Source organism: Taklimakanibacter lacteus (assembly GCA_003576695.1).
In the GTDB taxonomy this organism is placed as follows: Bacteria; Pseudomonadota; Alphaproteobacteria; order Rhizobiales; family Aestuariivirgaceae; genus Taklimakanibacter; species Taklimakanibacter lacteus.
This window is the reverse complement of sequence record QOZQ01000001.1, coordinates 540999-564788: the sequence shown is the minus strand read 5'-3', so window position 1 is coordinate 564788 and position 23790 is coordinate 540999. Positions and strand designations below refer to the sequence as shown.

22 protein-coding genes, 1 pseudogene and 1 CRISPR repeat array (1 of these 24 cut by a window edge) are annotated in these 23790 nt (G+C 61.5%); of the genes and pseudogenes, 9 read left to right on the top strand and 14 right to left on the bottom strand.

Features of this window, described 5'->3' with window-relative positions; genetic code table 11:
- Nucleotides 1-86: 86 nt before the first annotated feature.
- The 3 genes from DT068_RS02555 to DT068_RS02545 are packed head-to-tail and all read left to right on the top strand — an operon-like array spanning nt 87 to nt 1378.
- Nucleotides 87-695 (top strand): glutathione S-transferase family protein, encoded by a 609-nt coding sequence (locus DT068_RS02555; protein WP_119388183.1) that lies wholly within the window; start codon nt 87-89, stop codon nt 693-695.
- A gap of 51 nt (nt 696-746) precedes the next feature.
- Nucleotides 747-1061, top strand: coding sequence for a type II toxin-antitoxin system RelE/ParE family toxin (locus DT068_RS02550; RefSeq protein WP_119388182.1), 315 nt, complete (start codon nt 747-749; stop codon nt 1059-1061).
- Between the two features lie 2 nt (nt 1062-1063).
- Nucleotides 1064-1378 (top strand): helix-turn-helix domain-containing protein, encoded by a 315-nt coding sequence (locus DT068_RS02545; protein WP_368904376.1) that lies wholly within the window; start codon nt 1064-1066, stop codon nt 1376-1378.
- A gap of 7 nt (nt 1379-1385) precedes the next feature.
- Here the strand turns inward: DT068_RS02545 and mmsB are convergent, their stop codons facing one another.
- From mmsB to DT068_RS02500, 9 genes are read right to left on the bottom strand one after another with little or no spacing between them, the layout of a single operon-like run.
- Nucleotides 1386-2270 carry a 3-hydroxyisobutyrate dehydrogenase gene (gene mmsB / locus DT068_RS02540; protein ID WP_119388181.1) on the bottom strand — a complete coding sequence of 295 codons (885 nt, stop codon included), beginning with the start codon at nt 2268-2270 and terminating at the stop codon, nt 1386-1388.
- Complete coding sequence (locus DT068_RS02535) at nt 2267-3319, bottom strand: enoyl-CoA hydratase/isomerase family protein (RefSeq protein WP_119388180.1); 1053 nt, start codon at nt 3317-3319, stop codon at nt 2267-2269. Before DT068_RS02535 ends, mmsB begins: the two co-directional genes overlap by 4 nt.
- Nucleotides 3320-3328: 9 nt before the next feature.
- Nucleotides 3329-4474 carry an acyl-CoA dehydrogenase family protein gene (locus DT068_RS02530; RefSeq protein ID WP_119388179.1) on the bottom strand — a complete coding sequence of 382 codons (1146 nt, stop codon included), beginning with the start codon at nt 4472-4474 and terminating at the stop codon, nt 3329-3331.
- Between the two features lie 27 nt (nt 4475-4501).
- A complete protein-coding gene (locus tag DT068_RS02525) occupies nt 4502-4936 on the bottom strand; it encodes a c-type cytochrome (protein ID WP_119388178.1) in 435 nt (144 codons plus the stop codon).
- Between the two features lie 2 nt (nt 4937-4938).
- Nucleotides 4939-5376, bottom strand: a complete 438-nt coding sequence (locus DT068_RS02520) for a c-type cytochrome (protein ID WP_119388177.1) — start codon at nt 5374-5376, stop codon at nt 4939-4941.
- Nucleotides 5376-5906, bottom strand: a complete 531-nt coding sequence (locus DT068_RS02515) for a methylamine dehydrogenase light chain (protein WP_368904375.1) — start codon at nt 5904-5906, stop codon at nt 5376-5378. The genes DT068_RS02520 and DT068_RS02515 overlap by 1 nt, the downstream gene beginning before the upstream one ends.
- A gap of 11 nt (nt 5907-5917) precedes the next feature.
- A complete protein-coding gene (gene mauD / locus DT068_RS02510; protein ID WP_119388175.1) occupies nt 5918-6514 on the bottom strand; it encodes a methylamine dehydrogenase accessory protein MauD in 597 nt (198 codons plus the stop codon).
- Between the two features lie 3 nt (nt 6515-6517).
- A complete protein-coding gene (locus tag DT068_RS02505; RefSeq protein WP_119388174.1) occupies nt 6518-7063 on the bottom strand; it encodes a MauE/DoxX family redox-associated membrane protein in 546 nt (181 codons plus the stop codon).
- Entirely contained in the window at nt 7063-8211 is a 1149-nt protein-coding gene (locus DT068_RS02500; protein ID WP_368904390.1) for an amine dehydrogenase large subunit, read from the bottom strand. The genes DT068_RS02505 and DT068_RS02500 overlap by 1 nt, the downstream gene beginning before the upstream one ends.
- A gap of 163 nt (nt 8212-8374) precedes the next feature.
- Between DT068_RS02500 and DT068_RS02495 the strand changes: the two genes are divergently transcribed.
- The 3 genes from DT068_RS02495 to DT068_RS02490 all read left to right on the top strand — a co-directional run bounded on the left by DT068_RS02495 (nt 8375) and on the right by DT068_RS02490 (nt 11096).
- Complete coding sequence (locus DT068_RS02495) at nt 8375-9244, top strand: cytochrome c3 family protein (RefSeq protein WP_162913969.1); 870 nt, start codon at nt 8375-8377, stop codon at nt 9242-9244.
- 463 nt (nt 9245-9707) lie between these two features.
- Complete coding sequence (locus DT068_RS27900; protein ID WP_162913968.1) at nt 9708-10466, top strand: hypothetical protein; 759 nt, start codon at nt 9708-9710, stop codon at nt 10464-10466.
- A gap of 105 nt (nt 10467-10571) precedes the next feature.
- A complete protein-coding gene (locus DT068_RS02490) occupies nt 10572-11096 on the top strand; it encodes a hypothetical protein (protein WP_162913967.1) in 525 nt (174 codons plus the stop codon).
- Nucleotides 11097-11151: 55 nt separating this feature from the next.
- Here DT068_RS02490 and DT068_RS02485 read toward each other — a convergent pair whose 3' ends face one another.
- The 4 genes from DT068_RS02485 to DT068_RS02470 form a co-directional block, all read right to left on the bottom strand.
- Entirely contained in the window at nt 11152-13131 is a 1980-nt protein-coding gene (locus DT068_RS02485) for an acetyl/propionyl/methylcrotonyl-CoA carboxylase subunit alpha (protein WP_119388170.1), read from the bottom strand.
- Between the two features lie 200 nt (nt 13132-13331).
- Nucleotides 13332-14939, bottom strand: coding sequence for a carboxyl transferase domain-containing protein (locus DT068_RS02480; protein ID WP_119388169.1), 1608 nt, complete (start codon nt 14937-14939; stop codon nt 13332-13334).
- A gap of 186 nt (nt 14940-15125) precedes the next feature.
- On the bottom strand, nt 15126-16295 hold the full coding sequence (locus tag DT068_RS02475; RefSeq protein WP_119388168.1) for an isovaleryl-CoA dehydrogenase: 1170 nt from the start codon (nt 16293-16295) through the stop codon (nt 15126-15128).
- Nucleotides 16296-16464: 169 nt separating this feature from the next.
- Complete coding sequence (locus DT068_RS02470; RefSeq protein ID WP_119388167.1) at nt 16465-18123, bottom strand: AMP-binding protein; 1659 nt, start codon at nt 18121-18123, stop codon at nt 16465-16467.
- Between the two features lie 450 nt (nt 18124-18573).
- Between DT068_RS02470 and speB the strand changes: the two genes are divergently transcribed.
- The 3 genes from speB (at nt 18574) to DT068_RS02455 (ending at nt 21390) form a co-directional block, all read left to right on the top strand.
- The gene (gene speB, locus DT068_RS02465; protein WP_119388166.1) at nt 18574-19524 is read left to right on the top strand and encodes an agmatinase; all 951 of its coding nucleotides are present in this window, start codon (nt 18574-18576) and stop codon (nt 19522-19524) included.
- Nucleotides 19525-19969: 445 nt separating this feature from the next.
- Entirely contained in the window at nt 19970-20770 is an 801-nt protein-coding gene (locus tag DT068_RS02460; RefSeq protein ID WP_119388165.1) for a ParB/Srx family N-terminal domain-containing protein, read from the top strand.
- Nucleotides 20771-20790: 20 nt separating this feature from the next.
- Complete coding sequence (locus tag DT068_RS02455) at nt 20791-21390, top strand: DUF5681 domain-containing protein (RefSeq protein ID WP_119388164.1); 600 nt, start codon at nt 20791-20793, stop codon at nt 21388-21390.
- A gap of 85 nt (nt 21391-21475) precedes the next feature.
- Here the strand turns inward: DT068_RS02455 and DT068_RS02450 are convergent.
- Nucleotides 21476-21598: pseudogene (locus tag DT068_RS02450) on the bottom strand (CsbD family protein); the annotation flags it as partial.
- A 431-nt stretch (nt 21599-22029) separates the two neighbouring features.
- A CRISPR array of direct repeats spans nt 22030-23790; the repeat unit is 36 nt; unit sequence GTTGCCGCTGGACCACGATCTCTGAAGCGCTATTCT; it runs 1180 nt beyond the window's last position.

Here is a 23790-nt window from a genome sequence, read left to right as displayed (position 1 = left end):
GGTCTGGGTAAATTACAACTAGTTGTAAAATACAACTAGTTAATCATAAACGCCGCCCGGTATCCTTTTGAAAACAGGAGGAATTCATGAAACTCTATGTTGCCCCTGGACCGAACTCCTATCGTGTCCGCATCTTCATGGCCGAGAAGGGCATAGAGCTGCCCCTGGTGGAGCTCGACTATGGCAAGCGCGAGCATAAATCGCCGGAATTCCTGAAGCTCAACTCGCTGGGCCAGGTCCCGGTGCTCGTCCTCGATGACGGCACCATCGTCACCGAAAGCGTCGCCATCTGCCGGGTGCTCGAGGATCTGCACCCGTCTCCATCCTTGTTTGGAAGTGACCACAGAAGCAAGGGCCTGATCGACATGTGGAACCGGCGCATGGAGAACGAGGTCTTCGCCACCATCGGCAATGTCACCTTGCACACCAATGAGTTCTTCAAGGAGCGGCTGATCCAGGTTCCGGCCTTCGCCGAGGCGCAGAGAAAGATGATCCCCACGAAATGGGCCTGGCTCGATCGCGAGATCAGCGACGGCCGTCCCTTTCTCGCCGGCGACCATTTCTCCATCGCCGACATCTCGGGCATGGTCACGCTGTGGCTTTCGGAAGTCTTCAGCTTCGAAGTTCCTTCCAATCTCGCTCATGTGCAGCGCTGGAACGAGCGCCTGCGCCGGCGCCCGAGCTGGAACGCGTAACCGGAAATGCGTGACGCTTGCAATATGTAAATACTTCTATATATATCGGCCATGGGCAGGCAGGTCGTCTTCCTCGGTTCGACACAGGAAGATCTTCAAGAGTGGCCTGACGAAGCACGCCGCGAGGCTGGCCATCAACTTTGGCTCGTCCAGAACGATAGAGAGCCGACGGATTGGAAGCCGATGCCTAGTGTAGGGCCTGGCGCACGCGAGATCCGGATCCAGGAAAATGGTGGGCAGTGGCGTGTGTTGTATGTCGCGAAGATCAGAGGTCTTGTTCATGTCCTGCATGTCTTCAACAAGAAAACGCAGCAAACGTCGCAACGAGACGTCAATCTAGGGAAATCTCGATATCGGAGTATTTAGTGATGCCTAAGGAGAAAGCACGAACCTATCGCAGCGTGTGGGAGGCGATCGAGAAGGACCCGATTGTGGCGTTGAATCTCGAGCGCCGGAGTAATCTGCTTATGAATATTCAGGAGCGGATCAGAAAGGAAAAGTGGACTCAGGCTGAGGTCGCGCAGATGCTTGATACCGATCAGCCCCGCATATCGAACCTGATGAAAGGAAAGATCAATCTGTTTTCTCTTGAGACACTGATCGGCTATCTCGACAAACTTGGCCATCCAGTCAAGATCGAGGTCGGCCGACCGAAGAAGTCAAGGAAGCTTGAGCACGCCTGAGGTTCTCCTACTCGCGCTTCGCCGTGCCGAGATATCGGATGATGGCGGAGAAATCCTCGCCCGCCCCGCCTCTTTCGCTGAAGCTGCGGTAGATCTCCTCGGCATGCTGGCCAAGCGGCGTCGCAGCCCCCGCTTCCGCCGCCGCCTGTTGCGCCAGCGCCAGGTCCTTGAGCATGAGCGCTGTGGCGAAGCCGGGCTTGTAGTCATTATCGGCGGGCGACACCGGGCCGACGCCCGGCACCGGGCAATAAGAGGTGAGCGACCAGCATTGGCCTGAGGCGGCGGAGGCAACGTCATAAAGCGCCTTGGCCTCGAGGCCGAGCTTGTCGGCGAGCACGAAGGCTTCCGACACGGCGATCATCGAGATGCCGAGGATCATGTTGTTGCAGATCTTGGCCGCCTGCCCCGCTCCCGCATCGCCGCAATGGACGATGCGCTTGCCCATCGCCGAAAGGATCGGGCTCGCGCGCTCGAAGGCTTGCGGTACGCCACCCGCCATGAAGGTGAGCGTCGCCGCGGCGGCCCCGGCCGTGCCGCCCGAGACCGGCGCATCGAGGCTTTGCATCGCCGCCGCCTTGGCCATGCGATGCGCCTCGCGGGCACTCGCCACATCGATGGTCGAGCAGTCGATGAACAAGGTCCCGCGCGGCGCCGGCTGCAGGATGGCGCGGTAGAGATCGAGCACATGCTGGCCCGCCGGCACCATGGTGATGACCACCTCGGCATTCTTCACCGCATGCTCGGCACTCTTGGCCGCGGCGATCCCCTGGGCCGTGGCGCGATCGAGATTGGCCGCCACGATATCGAAGCCGGTGACGGCGAAGCCCTTGGCCGCGAGATTTGCCGCCATGGGTCCACCCATATTGCCAAGACCGATGAATGCGATCTTCATGACCTACCTCCCGGAAACAGGCCGAGCTCTTCGGCGCCAAGCGGCGCGAACAGCGCTTCCACATCGCTCATCCGCACATCCGCGAGCCGCGCCGGCCGCCATCGCGGCTTGCCGTCCTTGTCGACAAGGAGCGCCCTGACCCCTTCGCGGAAATCATGCAGATGGACGCAGCGATGGGCGAAGCGATATTCATGATCGAGGCTTTCCTCGACGCAGGTAAAGCCCCGCGCCTGGCGCACCGAGACATGCGCGGCGGCGAGCGACGTGGGCGAATGCGCGGCGATCTTCGCCAGCGCCTCCTGCTCGAAGGCTTCATTCGCCGCCGCAAGCCGGGTCACCGCCTCCTGGATCGTCGCCGCCGAGAAGGCGCGGTCGATGCGCGCCTGCTGCGCCGCCAGAGGGCTCGGGCCCGGCTGGATCGCGAATTTGCGCATTGTCTCATCCGCCGGCCGGCCGGCGCACAGGGCCTCGATGAAGGCTGCCTTGTCCTGCGCGGGGACCTGCGCATCGGCGAAGCCCGCATAGATGGCATCCGCCGCATTCATCCGATGGACGGTTGCCGCCATATATTCCCCGGCATGGCCCGGTGCACAGGCCAGAAGCCACGAGCCGCCGACATCCGGCGTGAAGCCGATGGCCGTCTCCGGCATCCCGACAGCCGAGCGCTCGGTCACGATGCGATGCGAGCCATGGCAGGCAAGCCCGACGCCGCCCCCCAGGCAGAAGCCATCGATGAAGGCCACATAAGGCTTGGGATAACGCGCGATCATCGCATTGAGCCGGTATTCGTCGCGCCAGTAGCCGCGCGCCAGCTCGGGATCGACCGGGATCATGTCATAGACCGCCCTGATATCGCCGCCGGCGCAGAAAGCGCGCTCGCCTGCCCCATCGATGACGACATGCCTGACCTTGGCATCATCCCGCCATCGGGTGAGGGCCTCGGCGATGGCGCGCACCATCCCGTGATTGAGGGCATTGAGCGCCTTCGGCCGGTTGAGCGTGATGCGCCCGGCCGCACCTTCGATGCGGATAAGAACGTCGTCTGTCATCTCTTCTCGCTAGTCGTTGTCCAGCAAATCGCGCGCCACGATGAGCCGCATGATCTCGTTGGTCCCTTCGAGGATCTGGTGCACCCTGAGATCGCGCACCGTCTTCTCGATGCCAAAATCGGCCAGATAGCCATAGCCGCCATGGATCTGCAGCGCCTCATTGGCGACACGGAAGCCCGTATCGGTGACGAGCCTCTTGGCCATGGCGCAATATTTGCGCGCATCGGGCGCGTTCCGGCTGAGCTTCCAGGCCGCCTGGTAGAGGAAGATGCGCGCCGCCTGCAGTTCCGTCTCCATATCGGCGATCTTGAATTGCAGTGCCTGGAATTGGCTCAGGGATTTGCCGAAGGCCTTGCGTTCTTTCATATAGGCGATGGCCTTGTCGAGCGCCGCTTGCGCCGCCCCCAGGCTGCAGGCGGCAATATTGAGCCTGCCGCCATTGAGCCCGTTCATCGCGATCGAGAACCCCTTGCCTTCGCCGCCGATCAGATTGTTGGCGGGAACGGGCGCCGAATCGAGATTGACGGTCGCGGTCGCCTGGGCATGCCAGCCCATCTTCCTCTCATTCGCCCCGAAGCTCAGCCCCTGCGTGCCCTTCTCGATGAGGAGACAGGAGATGCCCTTGGGCCCCTCCTCGCCGGTGCGGCACATCACGAGATAGATGTCGGAATAGCCGCCGCCCGAGATGAAGGCTTTGGAGCCCGAGACGCGATACTGGCTGTTTCCTTCCTTCACCGCTTTGGTCTTGAGGGCTGCCGCATCCGATCCCGAGCCGGGCTCAGTGAGGCAGTAACTCGCGACCCGGTCCATGGCGCAGAGTTGCGGCAGCCAGGCCTTGCGCTGCTCCGGCGTGCCATAGGTGTCGATCATCCAGGCGCACATATTGTGGATCGACAGGAAGCTCGCCACCACCGGATCGGCATAGCTGAGCTCTTCGAAGATGAGCACCGACTCGACGCGCGAGAGCTCGGAACCGCCATGTTCCTGGCCGACCGTGATGGCGGCGAGGCCGAGTTCCGCCGCTTCCTTGAGAAGCGCGCGCGGAATGTTCTTCTCTTCTTCCCATTTGGCGGCGAAGGGCGCGATCTTCTCGGCCGCGAAGCCGCGCACCATGTCGCGGATCTGGGTCTGATCGTCGGTGAGCGCGAAATCCATCAAAAGGCCCCGGCAGTCGGCAGTCCGTCAGGGATAGGCGCCGATGCTGTAGCCCTGCGCATCGAGCTCGTCCTGGACATGCTTGCGATAGGCCATGATGTCGGCAGGCGCCGCCTTGCGCAAGGCCTTGATTTCGGCGCCATTGAAGGGGGTCCAGCTTTCGGGCGTGCTCTTTTCGCCGAACACCTCGACCACCCAGTTGAGGAGCGCTGCCGTTTCGTCAGCGCTGAGCCCGGAATTGACGATGCCCGGCACATTGGCGAAATAGAGCCGCGCATCCTCGCTGCGCACCAGATGGCCGACGACGCCCTTGAGCGGCGGAATGCGCCCCAGCGGCGGGCTCACCCCTTCGGCGGTGTGGCAGCCGGTGCAATGCAGCGCATAATTATAGTTGGGCTCGACCGCTTGCGCGGCCGCTGTCGGCAGGCTGAGTGCGAGAAAAACCGCCGCGCTCAGGCGCATCGTCATTCTCCCAACTTCGACCGCATGTCGCGCAGAGTCTGGTGGTCGACTGTGGCGGTTCTGAGAGCCGCGACATCGGTCCCCGCCAATGGCGAGGCTTTGAGACCATTGAGGTCCGCTTCGACATAATTGGCAAGGGCAGCGATATCATCGTCGCTGAAGTCGGCGCGCGGCGGCATGGCGCTCACATAGAGCTGCCCCTTGACCTTAATGGGACCGCTGAGCCCATGGATGATGACGAGCGGCACGTAGTCGCGCTCGACGCTGCCGGCTTTCTTGAGCGTGTCGGAGACGAGCGGCGGGGCGAGACCCGGCGTTCCGACACCGCCCTCCTGGTGGCAGGCGACGCAATTCTCCGAAAACAGCGACGCGCCATCCGCTGCCGCGGCGCCCGACGAAACGGCGAGCAGCGTGGTCGCCAGAACCAGCCTATGGATCATCAGCCGGTCCCGATCACCGCCGCGACGGTGCAGTGATAGAGGCCGCGTGAATTGGCCATGCACCAGTTGATGTCATTGTGGATGCCCATGCGATAGCCGGGCCGTTCGCGCAGATTGTAGTTGCACAGGCAGTTGCCGCACGACACCTGGCCGCAGCAGTCATTATAGCTGATGAGATAGGCCTTGTTGTCCTTGGGATTCTGGCAGGTCCCGACCCAGGTGACCTTGGAGGGCTCAGCACCTGGCGGGCAACTGGCCAGCGATCCGCCGCAGCAGGTGCACAGGAAGCCATCGAGCGCGCAATAGCGCCAATATTCGCAGGTCTCATCGCCGTCATCGCGGGTGCTGGCCGCTTGCGCGGCCCCCCCCGAGCGGTCGAAGGGCAGCATCGGCAGGATGGCGCTGCCGGCAATGGCGGTGCCGAGCGCCGACAGCGCATTGCGCCGCCCGATGCGCTGCGCGCCAAGCCGCGCCGCCGCCTCGCTCAGCCGGTCGAAGCTTTCCATGAGCCCGTGCAATGATCTCAACATGGCAACCCTCCTCAAGCCTCCTTGACCTGATCCAGGAAGCCCTGGATCGAGGCGACACCCATTTCCTTCGCGTTGAACAGGCTTTCCAGCTGTTCGCGGTTGTTGATCAGTCCCTTGGCCCTGACCGTGCCTTCACCATCGAGAACGACGCCATAGGGCAGCCGGCTGACCCGATAGGCCATGCCGAGATCGCTCGACAGCACATAGGGGAAGCCGTCAAGCTTGTGGCTCGTGATGAAGGCCTCATGCCTGGGCGCCTCGCCGTCGCTGGCCAGCACGATGTCGAGCCAGCCCTTCTCGGCCTTCTGCGCCGATTTGAGCACCGGCAGCAGCTTCTTGCAGACCGGGCAGGTGGGCGACAGGAAGAAGATGAGAAGGGCGCGTCCCGAGGCGGCGCCGATCGAGACCGGCTTGCCGGTGGCGAGCGCCTGGAGCGCGAATTTGGGAGAGGCTTCGCCGATCTTGGGGCCGGCATCGGTCATCAGCGCCCCCATGGGCGCCACCCTCTCGAACAATATGCCGATCTGGCGGGCCAGCGCGATCACCACGATGCCGAGCGCCAGGACAACGGCCCAAAGCAGGATGAGCGCGATGGTGAACGGATCCATGGGTCAGCCCTTGCCTCTGCTGTTGCGGATGAACTGGCGATGCGCATCATTCACCGCAGCCTGCTCGCTGGCGAGGAGGGCGAGCCATACGGTGACCACCGACAGGCCGAGCACGATCGCATCGGTGAACGAGATGTCGCGCGGTGTCGGCGCGGCGAGGGCCAGGCCGGCGACAAGGATGAGGATCGCATTGCGGGCGACGAGGAACCAGGACAGGCCCTGCCCCGATCCGCCGCAGCCGCAGTCGATCATATAGCGCCCGCGCCTGAGATTGACGGCAATGGCAAACCCATAGACCGCAAGCAGGACGATCGCGCCAATCGCAGCCGCCTGTCTTGTCGCCGGAACGACGAATCCGATGACAATCGCGGCTTCCGCCAGCAACAGGATGAGCGATGCCGGGGCGATGAGACCGGCGGGAAGCATCTCGTAATCGGCGAACAGGGCCTTGAACACGGCGAAGTCGCTGAGCTTGTGCCACAGTGCCCTGACAAAGACGGCAATGAGCACGCCCGACGCGATGAGCACGATGAGCGGGTCGAGCATCATCACTGCGTCTCGGCCTGGATCGGCGTATTGCCCGCCTTCTGCTCGCCGGCGGCGGTGAGCGCATAGCCCTTGGCCGCATCGGAGGTGTAGCGCATGACCTTGAGGCCGACGAGATCGATCGCATAGACGACCGGATCATCACCCTGTCCGAGCGCCACCGAGAAGGCCGTGGTGGTGGGCGAGCGCGACAGGAGTTTCTTGTTGCGCACATCATAGGCCCAGATCTCTTCCGCCGGATTCTTGTGCGAACCCTCGGTGCCGCCCTTGTGCATGAGAACGAACACCACGCCCGATTTCTGGTGGAAGGCATGGGTCTGATAGCCGCTCGGCCGCCAGTCGCCCTCGACCCCCTTGGTCATCTCGATCATTTCGACGAGCTTCGCCGCCGCGCCCTCCAGGTCGACCAGGTAGATATTGCCGGTGAAGGACACGAAGAGCCAGTTGTTGGCGTCGCGCTCGCCATGGATGAAGAGCGCGTCCTTGTCGGCATCGAAGATGGGCTCGGACGCGGCACGCTCCGCCGCCGAGCCGTCATCCTTCAGCGTATAGCTGCCGAAAGTGCCGTCGCCGCACATGGTGGCGAAGCGCAGGCCATTGGTGGCGGCGGGAAAGATGCCATAGCAGCCGGCATTGGCGACCTCGGCGGTCTGCTTCTGGGCGTTGAGGTCGACCACGCTGATCGATGTCGCGGGCGTCGCATTCTGGGCGAAGATCCAGCGGCCGTCGACCGAGCCCTGCAGCAGCGGCCGGTAGTTCAGCGCCTGCGCCCTTGTTGTCGCGATCGGGATCTCGCTCTTGAGATGCAGCGTGTTCGAATCATAGACCTCGAGCCAGTCGCTGCGCTTGCCGCGGGTGATCTTCTCGATATAGCTGGTGGCGATATAGAAGACATCCTGCTTCGGCGGAATATAGATCTGGCCGAGGAAGCCGGTGCCGACCATGCCGAGAAGCTTCATTGAGTTGGCATCGAAGATGCGCACCCGGCCATCCACGATATGCTCGATGGCAAGATCGGCGATGAAGAGCTTCGGCGTTCCCGCCGGGATCGTCTCCTCGCTCATCTGTTCAGGTTTGAGCGGCTCCTGGGCAGAGGCGATGAAGGGAAGGAGCGCGGCAAAAGCGCAGGCGAAAAATCCGGTGCGAAGCATGGGCACGGTTCCCCTCCTCTCGAGCGCTTCCCGCATCGGTCGATGAGGAAGCGCCCCTATGTATGTACGATCTGGTGTGGAGCGTACTGTTGATCATACTATCCGGCAGGCTTTTCGGGTTTTCAACCGATACCTTTGGTCGATTGAGGTGGAAAAACACAGCATGCGGATGATATCCGGTGCCGATCGTCTGGGTGGCGCGCTGCTGGCGGCAGCACTCCTCGCGCTCGCTTTTCAGCCGACCGATGCAACATGGTGGCTGGTCCGCACCCCCGGCATCCTGGCACTGCTGCTCTCGGCTTGCGCTCTCATGCTTCAACCCGATGCCAAGGGACGGTCGTGGCACCGGTACATCGGCTCATTCGCGATTGTCGCGGTGAGCCTGCATGTCCTTGCGGTTGCAGGCTTCGAGCCATCCTTCTGGCGCTGGCTGGATGGTGCTGTGCCTGTCGAGATCATCGCGGGCATCGTGGCGGCGCTGGCGCTCTTTGCGACACTTGCGGTGCGGCGCGCGCTCACCTCGCCCAAATCATTGATCCTCCACCGTATTGCGGGATTCATGGTCGTCGTCGCGGCAGCCCTGCATGTCGCTTTCATCGCCGGAACGCATGCCGCCATCTTGGGCTTCCTCCTGGCGGGAATGCTCATCCTGGTGTTCGCCGCCCTCTTGCCGGAAAGGCGCAAGCTCATTCTTGTTGCGCTTCCCACCGTCCTGCTCGGCATCATCGCTGCCCTCGCCACCGGGCCGATGGCGCAATTGCGGCTCGCATCGCTGCGCTCATCGCCCATAGATCACGCCAATTTCAACCATGGCGATCATACGGGCTTCGTCTGCACGGCCTGTCACCACAATTTTACCGATCGCACAGGTAAGGAGAACTGTCTCACCTGCCACAAGGCTTTGTCGGACAGCGAGAGCATGCGCATCGACCGGCTATTCCACGCTTTCTGCAGCGATTGCCACCGCCGCGAAGCGCTGGCGGGCAGGAAGAGCGGTCCGATCGATCATTGCACCGCCTGCCACGGCACTTGATCCATCAGGACGCTGCGAAACGTAAGAGTTCCTGACCTTTCCGGACTCACGCCACAAAAGCCTTTGACATTGCGTGCGCAAGCGTTGGATTGGAGAATATCAGGGTCAGATGATGTGCGCCCGCGGCTCAAACCCGCGGGCGTTTGTATTTCGGACTGAAACATGAATGCGCCGATCGGGCCGTGCCTACCCGCTTTCAGTGGGGCTTGTCGCGCTGATCGCTCCACCAAGCGCCCCGACGATGCCGTGGCAGATGGCAAGGCCGAAGCCGACGCTGGCGACCGGCCATCATCCTGCTTCACGCAAAAGAACGAGATGCGAACCTGGGATGCGCGCCATTCGGGGTGACGCCTCTCAAGGCATTTCATCTCGTTTCTGACCAGAAACCTCCAAATCATCAAGTTTCCTAAGGCTGACCACACGCGCGTCAGCCTCCACCCAGAGACCGACAAAGGATCAACCGATGGCTCTCGATCGTCAAAGGACTCATGAAATCGTGCAGGCATTGCTGCGCGCGAGGAACAGGAAGGATGGGGGTAATATCCTCCAGAGTATAGCACAAACCAAGGCGGAATCCGGCGACCGAAGCTACCGCGAGCCCGCATTTGGAGGAATGGGATTTCCTCCTGCATTGCGACTAAGGGTGACGGCAGGCGATAGCGCCGTAAGTCAATCGCGCAAGTTGATACCGAGGCCTCGTCCTCATCCATTCCGCGATCCGGCAGCATTCTCCGACACTGATGAGCCTACCGACATGGCGGCGGCGCGCAGCATTCCTGACCACGATCTGCTTGCTTTCAAGAAGGGGCCCAGCACTTTATCACGAGTGGCAAATCCGCAAGCCATGTATGGCGGGCCATTGGCGGTCAATGTGGCGGCAACTCCTCAACAGGGCTATTGGGACTCTTTTTGGGAAAGATTACTCCCGCCTTATTGCTCCCCCACCGACGACAATCTCTCATTTCCTCCCTTAATCAATCAAGATAGGAAACCGCTTACTGAAGCTGACAAGGACGCTTGCCACAACCAATTTTATCATGACAACGAGCAGTGTCATAAGAACTACAGTTATAGTCCAGAAGCTTGGAGGAAATACCACGAGCGCGCGAAAGTAATTCGCGACCTATGCCTGAGAGGCGAAAGCGAGATATTGCCCTGGAGCGACCCAGATGAAGATGGTATAAGATTCCCCAAGCCGCGCAAGAGATGGAAGAGAAAGTAGCGACGAGTGGAGAGAATCGATCTCAAGTCTCTGCTAAAGCAAGTAGAGCCTCATAGAATTGAGGTCGTGGAGATCGATGGCGTAACCATGCCAAAGAGCGCAGCCATGCTGCTGTCCGGTCTCGCAACCGAAAGCGAGTGGAATGTGCGCGTCGAACTCCATACGTGCGCTATCTCTGAGTGCGGATTGGCAGAGAATACCGCAGCTGCCGTCAAGTTGGCGCAGGCGTACCATCAGGAGTTCCGCGATGACATATCGTTGATGGGTTTGTCCAGGGCATTGATTGAGAACAATGAACTGGAGGCGGGACTTTTGCGCGCAAGGGAAGCCCTCGAATTGTCGATCCAGAACCAGGGGGGCGTGAATGACGCGGCGGGAAACCTGGTCCGGCTCTCCGTCAAGACAGGCTCCGTCGAAGCGGTGAACGAGGCGATGGAGGCGCTCGTCGACTCTACTGATATGCCGCGCAAGTGGGACTGCGTGCTGGATACCGACTGGTGTGATGACGCAGAAGCGCTCGGTGCCGATATGGAGATGATATCCTGGATCAGGGAAGTCGCGTTGGCGCAACTGCTGCACACGAAGCGTCGAAAGTCCGAGCGTTCACCCGAATCGGAAGCCAAGACGTGACATTGGCAAAATATCAGATCCATCATTGCACCGCGCTTCGCGGCGTGTGAATCGATCAGGACGCTGCGAAACGTAAGAGTTCCTGACCTTCCCGGATCTGGTCGCCCGACTTGCAGCCGACATGCTCGATCTTGCCCGCGTGACCCGCCTTCAGCGTATGCTCCATCTTCATCGCCTCGAGCACGATGAGCGGAGCGCCTTTCTCGACCATCTTTCCGGCCGCGACATGGACGGCGATGATGCGCCCGGGCATCGGGGCCGTGACTTTGAGCGCCGCCGCCTCGCCGCTTTCATCTTCGAACGCGATGCCGGCACGCTTGAGGCGATAGCTGATGCCATCGAGGAAGAGCGCGATGTCGTCGCCGGTGCGCGCGAAGCCTGCTGCCATGCGGCGTCCGCTGATATCGGCAATGAGCCGGCCATCCACCGACAGGGATGCCCTGACGATTGGGGCCGCCCTCTTGAGATGGAAGACGAAACCGTCCTTCGCATAGTCGAATACGAGCTTGTGGGCCGTCTGGCCGCCGCTGACATCGATCAGGCTCAGATGATCGTGCGCGCCGCCATAGTGGCGCCAGCCATCGGAGCTGGACCACGGATCGCCAAGCGAGACTTGGCGCTCGCTGAGGAGAAGGCCCGTCGCCGCCAGCAGCAGCACATCTTCGCTGGCCGCCGGAACGCTCGGCAGCAATTCCTTCTCATGACGCCCGATGAAGCCGGTATCGACATCGCCCTTGGCAAAGGCCTTGTTGCCGGCGAGCCTCGCCAGGAAAGCGGTGTTGGTGATGAGCCCGCCGATCTCCGTTTCACCGAGTGTCCGGCGCAATTGCGCCAGTGCCGACATTCGGTCGCGGTCCCACACGATGAGCTTGGCGATCATCGGATCGTAATAGGTGCTGATCTCCTTGCCTTCGGTGATGCCGGTATCGATCCGCACATGGCCGTTCTCGGCCGGGAACCTCAGATGCGCGATGCGTCCCGTTTGCGGCAGGAAATCACGGTCGGGATCCTCGGCATAGAGGCGCACTTCGAAAGCATGGCCGTTGAGGACGAGTTGGTCCTGGGCGAGCGGCAGCTTCTCATCCGAAGCCACGCGCAATTGCCATTCGACCAGATCGAGGCCGGTGATGAGTTCGGTCACCGGATGCTCGACCTGGAGACGGGTGTTCATTTCCATGAAATAGAAGGAGCCATCCTCATCAAGCAGGAACTCGACCGTGCCGGCCCCGACATAGCCGATGGATTTGGCCGCCGTGACCGCGGCCTCGCCCATGCGCTTGCGCAAGGCTGCCGTCATGCCGGGCGCCGGCGCTTCCTCGATGACTTTCTGATGCCGGCGCTGGATCGAGCAGTCGCGCTCGAACAGATAGACGCAATTGCCGTGGCTGTCGGCGAAGACCTGAATCTCCACATGGCGCGGTCTCTCGAGATATTTCTCGATCAGCACCCGGTCATCGCCGAAGGAAGATTTGGCTTCGCGCTGGGCGGAAGCGAGCTGGTCGCGGAATTCGGCCTTGCTGGCCGCCACCTTCATGCCCTTGCCGCCACCGCCGGCCGAGGCCTTGATCAGGACGGGATAGCCGATCTTGTCGGCCGCTTTCTCGAGAACCTTCGGGTCCTGGTCTTCGCCATGATAGCCTGGCACCAGTGGCACATTGGCCTTCGCCATCAACGCCTTGGCTTCGCTCTTGCCGCCCATGGCACGGATCGCCGACGGCGGCGGGCCGACAAAGACGATCTTCGCCTCGGCACAGGCCTGCGCAAAGGCGGCATTCTCGGAGAGGAAGCCATAGCCTGGATGAATGGCCCCGGCGCCCGTCTTCTTCGCCGCCTCGATGATGGCGTCCGCTTTGAGATAGCTGTCGCGCGCCAACGGTCCGCCGATGCGCACCGCCTCGTCAGCCTGAGCGACATGCAGGGCCTGCGCATCGGCATCGGAGTAAACGGCGATAGTGCGCAACCCCATGCGCTTGGCGGTGCGGATGACCCGGCAGGCGATCTCGCCGCGATTGGCAATGAGGACGGACTTCAGCATGGAACCTCGCAACCCTCTCCCTGCTTCAGTGGGGAGAAGGGAGGGACCCACCGCAGAGCGGTGGGAGGGGTGAGGGGCTTGTTGAAGTCCTGCACCAAGCCCCTCACCCTACCCATTGCTACGCAATGGGCCCCTACCCTCTCCCCGCTGAAGCGGGGCGAGGGCGTTGTCGCAATGGCTGCAAACACGAGTGGCATTCCCTACATCCTGAATATGCCGAAGCGGGTTTCGGGGATCGGCGCGTTGAGCGCGGCCGAGAGGCTTAAAGCCACCACGCGCCGCGTCTCGGCCGGGTCGATCACGCCGTCATCCCACAGACGCGCCGAGGCGTAATAGGGATGGCCCTGATGCTCATATTGCTCGCGGATCGGCGCCTTGAAGGCTTCCTCGTCCTCAGCACTCCATTTCTCGCCCCTGGCGGTGAGGCCGTCGCGCTTGACGGTGGCCAGCACATTGGCCGCCTGCTCACCGCCCATCACCGAGATACGCGCATTGGGCCACATCCACAGGAAGCGCGGCGAATAGGCCCGCCCGCACATGCCGTAATTGCCGGCGCCGAAGCTGCCGCCGATGATCACCGTGATCTTGGGCACCTGCGCCGTCGCCACCGCGGTCACCAGCTTGGCGCCATGCTTGGCGATACCCTCATTCTCGTATTTGCGCCCGACCATGAAGCCGGTGATGTTCTGCAGGAAGAGCAGCGGAATGCGCTGCTGGCAGCAGATCTCGATGAAATGCGCACCTTTGACGGCCGATTCGGAGAACAGGATGCCGTCATTGGCGAGGATGCCGACCGGCATGCCGTGGATATGGGCGAAGCCGCAGACCAGCGTCTTGCCATAGAGCGCCTTGAACTCGTCGAGCTCGCTGCCGTCGACGATGCGGGCGATCACCTCGCGCACATCGAAAGGCTCGCGCGAGGTCGGCGGCATGACGCCATAGAGCTCGGACGGATCGAATTGCGGCGGCTTCGCCTCACGCAGGATCACATCGGCAGGCTTGCGGACCTGCAACGCGGCAATGGCGCGCCGCGCCAGCTCCAGCGCATGCTCGTCATTCTGGGCAAGGTGATCGGCGACGCCGGAGAGCCTGGTATGTACATCGGCGCCGCCAAGGTCTTCGGCACTCACCACCTCGCCCGTCGCCGCTTTCACCAACGGCGGGCCGCCTAAGAAGATCGTGCCCTGCTCGCGCACGATGATGCTCTGATCCGCCATGGCCGGCACATAGGCGCCGCCCGCGGTACAGGAGCCCATCACCACCGCGATCTGGTGGATGGCCTTGGCCGACATATTGGCCTGGTTGAAGAAGATGCGGCCGAAATGATCGCGGTCCGGGAAGACTTCGTCCTGGTTGGGCAGATTGGCGCCGCCCGAATCGACGAGATAGACGCAAGTCAGCCGGTTCTGCTCGGCGATCTCCTGGGCGCGCAGATGCTTCTTGACGGTGAGCGGATAGTAGGTGCCGCCCTTCACCGTCGCGTCATTGCAGACGATCATGCATTCGCGGCCCGACACGCGCCCGATGCCGGCGATGAGGCCGGCCGCCGGCACCTCGCCGTGATACATCTTGTGCGCCGCCAGATGGCCGATCTCGAGGAAAGGCGAGCCGCGATCGAGCAGGCGCAGCACGCGTTCGCGGGGGAGAAGCTTCCCACGCGATTCATGCTTGTCGCGCGACGCCTTGGGGCCGCCCTGCACGATCTGCGAAGAAATCTTGCGCAGGTCATCGACGAGCCCGCGCATATGCTCCTCATTGCGCCGGAACTTGTCGGAGGAAGGATCGATGTCGCTTTTGAGGGCGGTCATTGGAGATCAGTCCATTTCCCCTCCCCCTTGCGGGGAGGGGCTGGGGTGGGGGTCGGGTGGTCCATCAATCCTTGTTCCTGCGAAGTAGAAGAAGAGAAGGCTTGAGAAACCACCCGACCCCCACCCTTAATCCCTCCCCGCAAGGGGGAGGGAAAATGAAGTGTGTTTGTGGCAGAGCATCCATCGTCAGATCGACTTCTCGAACAGCTCGCGGCCGATCAGCATGCGCCTGATCTCGCTGGTGCCGGCGCCGATCTCATAGAGCTTGGCGTCGCGCAACAGCCGCCCGGTGGGGAAGTCGTTGATATAGCCATTGCCGCCCAGCAGCTGGATGGCATCGAGCGCCACTTGCGTCGCCTTCTCGGCGGCGAACAGGATGGCGCCCGCCGCGTCCTCGCGCGTGACCCGGCCCCGATCGCAGGCCTTGCACACCGTATAGACATAGGAGCGCGCCGCATTCATCAGCACATACATGTCGGCGAGCTTGCCCTGCACCAGCTGGAAGGTGCCGATCGGCTGGCCAAACTGCTTCCTGTCATGCACATAGGGCAGGACGACATCGAGCGCGGTGCGCATGATGCCGACCGCTCCTGCCGCCAGCACGGCGCGCTCATAGTCGAGGCCCGACATCAGCACGCGCACGCCCTGGTTCACCTCGCCGACGACATTCTCCTCCGGCACTTCGCAATCCTCGAAGATGAGCTCGCCGGTGTCGGAGCCGCGCATGCCGAGCTTGTCGAGCTTCTGCGCGGTGCGGAAGCCCTTGAAGCCCTTCTCGATCAGAAAACTGGTGATGCCCTTCGCCCCGGCCGCGGGGTCGGTCTTGGCATAGACGAAGAGCGTGTCGGCGATGGGGCCATTGGTGATCCACATCTTGTTGCCGTTGAGGATGTATTTCGAGCCCTTCTTCTCGGCCCGGGTGCGCATCGACACCACGTCCGAGCCCGAGCCCGGCTCCGACATGGCGAGCGCGCCGACATGCTCGCCCGAGATGAGCTTTGGCAGATAGCGGCGCTTCTGCTCATCCGTGCCATTGCGGCGGATCTGGTTGATGCACAGATTGGAATGGGCGCCATAGGAAAGCGCCACCGAAGCGGAAGCGCGGCTCACCTCTTCCACCGCGATCGCATGATCGAGATAGCCGAGGCCGAGGCCGCCGAATTCCTCCTCGACGGTGATGCCATGGAGCCCGAGCTCACCCATGCGCGGCCACAGGTCGCGCGGGAATGTGTTGGTCTTGTCGATCTCGGCGGCCCTGGGCGCGATCTCGGCCTGCGCGAAGCTCGACACCGTGTCGCGGATCATGTGGGCGGTCTCGTCGAGATCGAAATCGAGCCCGAAATTGCTCTGCGTCATGCTCTAACCTTCAATCACAGAAATCGCGCCACCCCAAATCCGTCATCCCGGCGAAAGCCGGGATCCATTGGGTCCGCTCCACACAGGCAGCGCTGCTGAAATTGCGCCAATCTAGTGGGTCCCGGCTTTCGCCGGAATGACGGTAAGTGGATATCAGATGCTCGTCTCATCAAGCGGTCTTTTCTTCCTTGAGACCCAGTTCCCTGCGCGCTTCCTCGCGCATCAGGTATTTCTGGATCTTGCCGGTCACCGTCATCGGGAAACCGTCGACAAACTTAACATAGCGCGGAATCTTGTAATGGGCGATCTGCCCCTGGCAGAACTGGCGGATTTCCTCATCCGTGCAGGCCTGGCCGGCTTTGAGCTTGATCCAGGCGCACAGTTCCTCGCCATATTTGACGTCGGGCACGCCGATCACCTGCACATCCTGCACCTTGGGATGCTTGTAGAGGAACTCCTCGATCTCGCGCGGATAGATGTTCTCGCCGCCCCTGATCACCATGTCCTTGATGCGCCCGACGATGTTGCAATAGCCCTCACCGTCGATCGTGGCGAGATCGCCCGTATGCATCCAGCGCCCGGCATCGATCGCTTCCGCGGTCTTCTCCGCATCGTTCCAGTAGCCCCGCATCACCGAATAGCCGCGGGTGCAGAGCTCGCCCGTCGCCCCCGGTGGCACGATGCGCCCGTCGGCATCGACGATCTTGACCTCGACATGGGGATGGATGCGCCCGACCGAGCCGACGCGCTTCTCCAGGGGATCATCGGCCGAGGTCTGGAAGCTCACCGGGCTCGTCTCGGTCATGCCGTAGCAGATCGTGACCTCGTTCATATGCATCTCGTTGACGACGCGCTTCATCACCTCGATCGGACAGGGCGAGCCCGCCATGATACCGGTCCTGAGCGAGGAGAGATTGAAGCTCTTGAAATCGGCATGGCCCAGCTCGGCGATGAACATGGTGGGCACGCCATAGAGGCCGGTGCAGCGCTCGGCCTCGACCGTCTGCAGCACCGCCAGCGGATCGAAGCCTTCGCCCGGATAGACCATGGCCGAGCCATGGGTGATGCAGGCCATGTTGCCCAGCACCATGCCGAAGCAGTGATAGAGCGGCACCGGGATGCAGATGCGGTCTTTCTCGTCGAGCCGCATCGTCTCGCCGATGAAGAAGCCGTTATTGAGGATATTGTGATGGGTGAGCGTGGCGCCCTTGGGATAGCCGGTGGTGCCGCTGGTGAACTGGATGTTGATCGGATCGTCGAACTGCAGCGCGCCGGCGATCTCTTGGAGCTGGCGATGATGATCAGGGCCTGCGAGGCCCGCAATCTCATCGAAGCCCCGCATGCCGGGCGCCGAACCGCCGATCCGGATGATGGTCTTGAGATGCGGCAGGCGCTTCTCGGCGATGAGTTGGTTCAGCATGCCGACATAGTCGCTGGTCTTGAACTGGCTCGCGGTGACGAGCGCTGCGCACTCAACCTTGTTGAGCGCGTAATCGGCCTCGGCCAGGCGATAGGCCGGATTGATATTGACCAGGATCAGCCCGGCCCTGGCGGTGGCGAACTGGGTGATCACCCATTCGGCATTGTTGGGCGACCAGATGCCGACGCGATCACCCGGCCTGAGGCCGAGCGCCAGGAGGCCGGCGGCGAACGCATCGACCTTGCGCTTGAGCTCTTCATAGGTCCAGCGCACCTGCTGATGGCGCACCACCAGCGCCTCGCATCGAGGCCAGCGCCGCGCCGCTTCATCGAAGAAAGCGCCCACGGTCTGGCCGATCAGCGGTGTCTCGCTGACCCCATGCACATAGCTTTGCGTGAGCCGCGCCATTCGCACTCCTCCTGCCCGGCCAAGAAAGAGGATTATCGCATGGGTTTCAACCGGGGCGACCGAAAGTGTAAGCGCTTGATTCCCCTCCCCCCTTGCAGCAGGGCAATCGCATATGAAAATTCTGGAGCCAGGCAGGCTGTCTCCAATTTTCCCCCTCGCCCGTTGCGAAGCAATGGGAGAGGGTGCCCAACAGGGCGGGTGAGGGCTCTTTGCCTACAACAAGAACAGCTTTTGAAGGTTGCGCGAGCTTCGAGAAAGAGCCCTCATCCGGCCTGTCGGCCACCCCATCCTGCGGACGGGAGAAGGGGAACTGGAGGGAGTGATTTCTCCTTTCCAAGAGCCGCGCAAATTCCATATGCGATAGCCCTCCCCGCAAGGGGGAGGGGAATGGCACCACTTGCTTAACCAAAAGACCCATGTCACCTGTGGACCGGACCGGGAGGAACCAGCATGACACGAACACTCAACCAGCCCCTGGGCGGCAACCAGATGCCCCGTTTCGGGGGGCCGGCCACCATGATGCGGCTGCCAAGCCAGGCGGGCACCGACGGGCTAGATGCCTGCTTCGTCGGCATCCCCATGGATATCGGGGCCTCCAACCGTGCCGGCACGCGCCATGGGCCGCGCCAGATCCGGGCCGAATCCTGCCTCATCCGCCCTTACAACATGGCGACGCGCGCCGCCCCCTTCGACAGCCTGATGGTCGCCGATATCGGCGATGTGGCGATCGACACGTTCAATTTGCCGAAATGCATCGACATCATCACCGAGGCCTACCGCAAGATCATCGCCAAGGGCTGCCGGCCGCTGACGCTCGGCGGCGACCACACGCTGACCTATCCGATCCTCAAAGCCATGGCCGAGAAATACGGGCCCGTCGGCCTCATCCATGTCGATGCCCATGCCGACATCAACGAGAACATGTTCGGCGAGAAGATCGCCCATGGCACGCCTTTCCGGCGCGCGGTGGAGGACAGGCTGCTCGACACCAAGCGCTGCATCCAGATCGGCCTGCGCGCCACGGGCTATGCCGCCGATGACTTCGACTGGCCGCGCCAGCAGGGCTTCCGCGTCGTCCAGGCCGAGGAGTGCTGGCACAAGTCGCTTGTCCCCCTGATGGACGAGGTGCGCCGGCAGATGGGCAAGGGCCCGGTCTATCTGAGCTTCGACATCGACAGCCTTGATCCGGCTTTCGCGCCGGGCACCGGCACGCCCGAGATCGGCGGCCTCACCACCATCCAGGGGCTCGAGATCATCCGCGGCGCCTGGGGCCTCGATCTCATCGGCTGCGACCTCGTCGAAGTGTCACCGCCCTATGACCCGACCGGCAACACCGCGCTCACCGGCGCCAATCTCCTGTTCGAGATGCTGTGCGTGCTGCCCGGCGTGAAGCGGCGCTAGCCGACCCCACCGCGGGTAACCAAAATGCTTGGGAGTAATTCGCGGATTCAGGGAAATTCAGGGAATTCCACCCCACTTTTGATGTGGCTTGATTCACCTGTTACAGATGCCGATACTAGGATTTAAAGCCTATTCTTTAATAACTCGCGCGAAGCCGCCGAAAATCATGTGCTTGCCGGCGAAGGGCATTGTGGCGGATACGCCTTCCGCATCGATTGACATGGATCATCAACCCGAAGGGTTGACCTGTTGCATTTACAACGGGTGAAATCGTCGGCGGCATTACTCCCTGACAGTAGCATTTAATTCGAAGTGCCCTTCTCTGAAGGCAATGCAATTCGGATTTCAGAACAAAAAATTCCTCTTGCAATTGCGGACACAACGGGCACAAAAGAAGGGCTCCCTGCTGGCCGCCTTTTGGCTGGCGCAATGATGGAGCACCAGCTTGCCCAGAATTGATTATCTGCCCCTGCAGAATCTCAAGCCCTGGCCGGGCAACAGCCGCAGGCACTCCCGCAAGCAGATCAAACAGCTGATCGACAGCATCCGCCGCTTCGGCTTCGCGAGTCCGGTGGTTGTCGATGAGGCGGGCCATATCCTGGCCGGGCATGGCCGAGTGCGGGCGGCGTGCGAGCTGGGGCTGGCCGAAGTGCCCTGCCACCGGCTGGACCATCTGAGCGAGAGCGAGAAACGAGCCTATGTCATCGCCGACAACAAGATCGCGCTCAATGCGGCGTGGGACAGGAAGAAGCTGACGCAGGAGCTGAGTACGCTTCGCGCCGAGGATATCAATTTCGACATTGGAGCCATCGGATTTTCGATCAGCGAAGTGGACGCTCTCCTCGACATCACGCATTCGAGCGGCGGCGCCGATTTCGATTCCGAGCAAGGGGAAAGCCCGGCGGAGGTATCCCTGCGCGCGCCCCCTGCCCGCTGCGCCCCGGGTGATGTCTGGCTGTTGGGGCCGCACCGCCTCTGCTGCAGCGGGAAACTGCATAGCCCTGTCTATGAAGGATTCGGCGCCCATGCCGAGGAAATGATCATCGTGGTGACGCCGCAAGGCGCTCATCCTGACGGTTCGTCGAAAGAGCCGGGCGCATGGAAGACAGATACCATCCTCGCCGCCGGCGCAATGGGCAGGTCCGTTCTGCTCGCTGAACCTGACCTCACTCAATGCGACCGGATCCTGGCGCAGTGGGAATCTCATTCCCGGTCCAAAGCCGTGAGATTGGCCGGAAGAATTTAGATTGATCTGGAGTTGCGAGAATGAATGACAAATGCAGTACCGAGCCGGCCATCGAACCCAAGCGAGGCGGCTACGACGTGGGCTACGGGCGTGCGCCCAAGGACAACCGTTTCGTCAAGGGCCAATCGGGCAATCCTGGCGGCAAGCCCAAAGGTACGCGAAACAAGCTGCCCGCGCTTCACGAACGACGGCTCAAGGATCTCATCATGGAAGAGGCTTACCGGCAGATTGTGATCCATGAAAACGGAACGCCAATGACCGTTTCGATGGTGCAGGCAACGCTGCGCGCCGTCGCCGTTGCAGCCGTTAAAGGCAAGTTTCACGCCCAGACGCTGCTGCTGCGGCTGGTCAGCGCCGTGGAAGACCAGAACCAAGAGCTTCACGAGGAGTTCCTGGATTCCATGATCGACTACAAGACCCAATGGGAAAAGGAGCTTGCGCGCCGCAAGGCCAACGGCCTCGAGCTTCCCGACCCCGTTCCGCATCCGGACGATATCCAGATCGACATGCAGGAAGGGACGGTGCGCATGCTCGGCGCCTGGACAAAAGAGGAGAAGGCGGTTCTCGACGAGTGGCAAGCGGAACAGGAACGGTCAAAGCCCAAGGAAGCGATTTCATAGGCATGTTCCGCGATGCGCACTAAAAAATCTGCCCGCTCCATTTGACGATGGAGCGGGCAACGCGATGGTAACGCGGTTTCTGAATTTACCACACTTGACCGTTGTACCACGTGTCCACATCCCTGCGAGCCTGATCCCTGGCAATTCCGTAACGCTCCTGGATCTTGCCCTCGAGTTGATCACGCCGGCCATCGATGACATCAAGGTCTTGCGCCTGCGTCGAGCGGCGCACGGCGCGCGCGGTTGCCGCTGGACCACGATCTTTGAAGCGCTATTCTCGTAGCCAAGGTGGCCAAAGATTCCTGTTGGTGACAACTTGTTGCAGTATGGGGTGGCGTGCTCTAAAAGCACGCATGTCTTGGCAGCTTGTTTTGCTCGTATTGCAGGTAGCGCTGGGAGGCGGCCTCCTCCTGCGTGGCATGCGGAAGGCCATTTACGACTACAACACTGGCAAAGGCCCCGTATGGGGTGGGGTCGCGATGATGGCTGCGGGGGCGCTTTTGCTTTTGCTGGTACACCCGATGATTGGCTTGATTGCGCCGGAAAGGCCGATCTAGAACACCATGCGCTCGGCATACATCGCCCCTGTCGTTGCCCTCCTGGCGATATTGTCATTCTCCAGTGGCGTTGACGACTCGGGTTGCCGCTGGACCACGATCTCTGAAGCGCTATTCTCGCCGCCTTGAACAAAGTGAGCGCCGTCATGTTGCCGCTGGACCACGATCTCTGAAGCGCTATTCTTCGTGGTGGCGTTCGCCATGTCGGCCAGATGTTGCCGCTGGACCACGATCTCTGAAGCGCTATTCTCGACAAGCGCCCGGTTGCAAAGCTGATCGAGTTGCCGCTGGACCACGATCTCTGAAGCGCTATTCTATATTGCTCCTCGGCCTTGTCCCAATGCTTGTTGCCGCTGGACCACGATCTCTGAAGCGCTATTCTGCGCTATGATAGCGATGGTCTCTTGTGCCGGTTGCCGCTGGACCACGATCTCTGAAGCGCTATTCTGGCGGCTCTGCACGAGGTACTGGAATATGCGTTGCCGCTGGACCACGATCTCTGAAGCGCTATTCTAGATACCAATGAATGGCAGATACCAACTCAGTTGCCGCTGGACCACGATCTCTGAAGCGCTATTCTACCTTGCCCCAGGCGGACGAGAGCAGCGCCGTTGCCGCTGGACCACGATCTCTGAAGCGCTATTCTCCGCGAAGTCTTCCCGCTTGGTTCCCGCATGTTGCCGCTGGACCACGATCTCTGAAGCGCTATTCTTCTGGAAATCTTCCTTGCCCATTGCCGGCAGTTGCCGCTGGACCACGATCTCTGAAGCGCTATTCTCTCGCTCATGCAGCTACCTCCCTTCTATCAGTTGCCGCTGGACCACGATCTCTGAAGCGCTATTCTCAGGATTCGAACCATGCATTTGTGACCTGAGTTGCCGCTGGACCACGATCTCTGAAGCGCTATTCTAGAAGGACGCAGCGCCGATACCACCTGAGAGTTGCCGCTGGACCACGATCTCTGAAGCGCTATTCTGTTGCGCGATATGTATACCTGTCAGAAGACGTTGCCGCTGGACCACGATCTCTGAAGCGCTATTCTCGGGTAGCACGGGCAAAGCTGCGGCGCTTGGTTGCCGCTGGACCACGATCTCTGAAGCGCTATTCTGAACTGGCGCTTCGGCCCCTGGCCGGCATAGTTGCCGCTGGACCACGATCTCTGAAGCGCTATTCTCGTGTGGCGTAGCGCCATAGCGAGCGGCCAGTTGCCGCTGGACCACGATCTCTGAAGCGCTATTCTGTACGCCTGCAACGCCGGATAGATCATCTGGTTGCCGCTGGACCACGATCTCTGAAGCGCTATTCTATAGGGACATGGGTCAGCGCTCCATATTTGGTTGCCGCTGGACCACGATCTCTGAAGCGCTATTCTCTTCTCAACCGCTTCGAGGCGCTCCCCAAGCGTTGCCGCTGGACCACGATCTCTGAAGCGCTATTCTCTTCTCAACCGCTTCGAGGCGCTCCCCAAGGTTGCCGCTGGACCACGATCTCTGAAGCGCTATTCTCTCAACTTGAATTGCCTCTTCTTAGGCCAGGTTGCCGCTGGACCACGATCTCTGAAGCGCTATTCTAATCGGCCTCGATCATCTGCCAGCCCACGCGTTGCCGCTGGACCACGATCTCTGAAGCGCTATTCTCCGGGTACGGGATAAACTGTTGATCTGTCCGTTGCCGCTGGACCACGATCTCTGAAGCGCTATTCTCTTTTCAGCGCGCAATACATCGCGCTCGGGTTGCCGCTGGACCACGATCTCTGAAGCGCTATTCTTCAAGAAAATACGCCCCGGCACCGACATAAGTTGCCGCTGGACCACGATCTCTGAAGCGCTATTCTGAGGCTTGC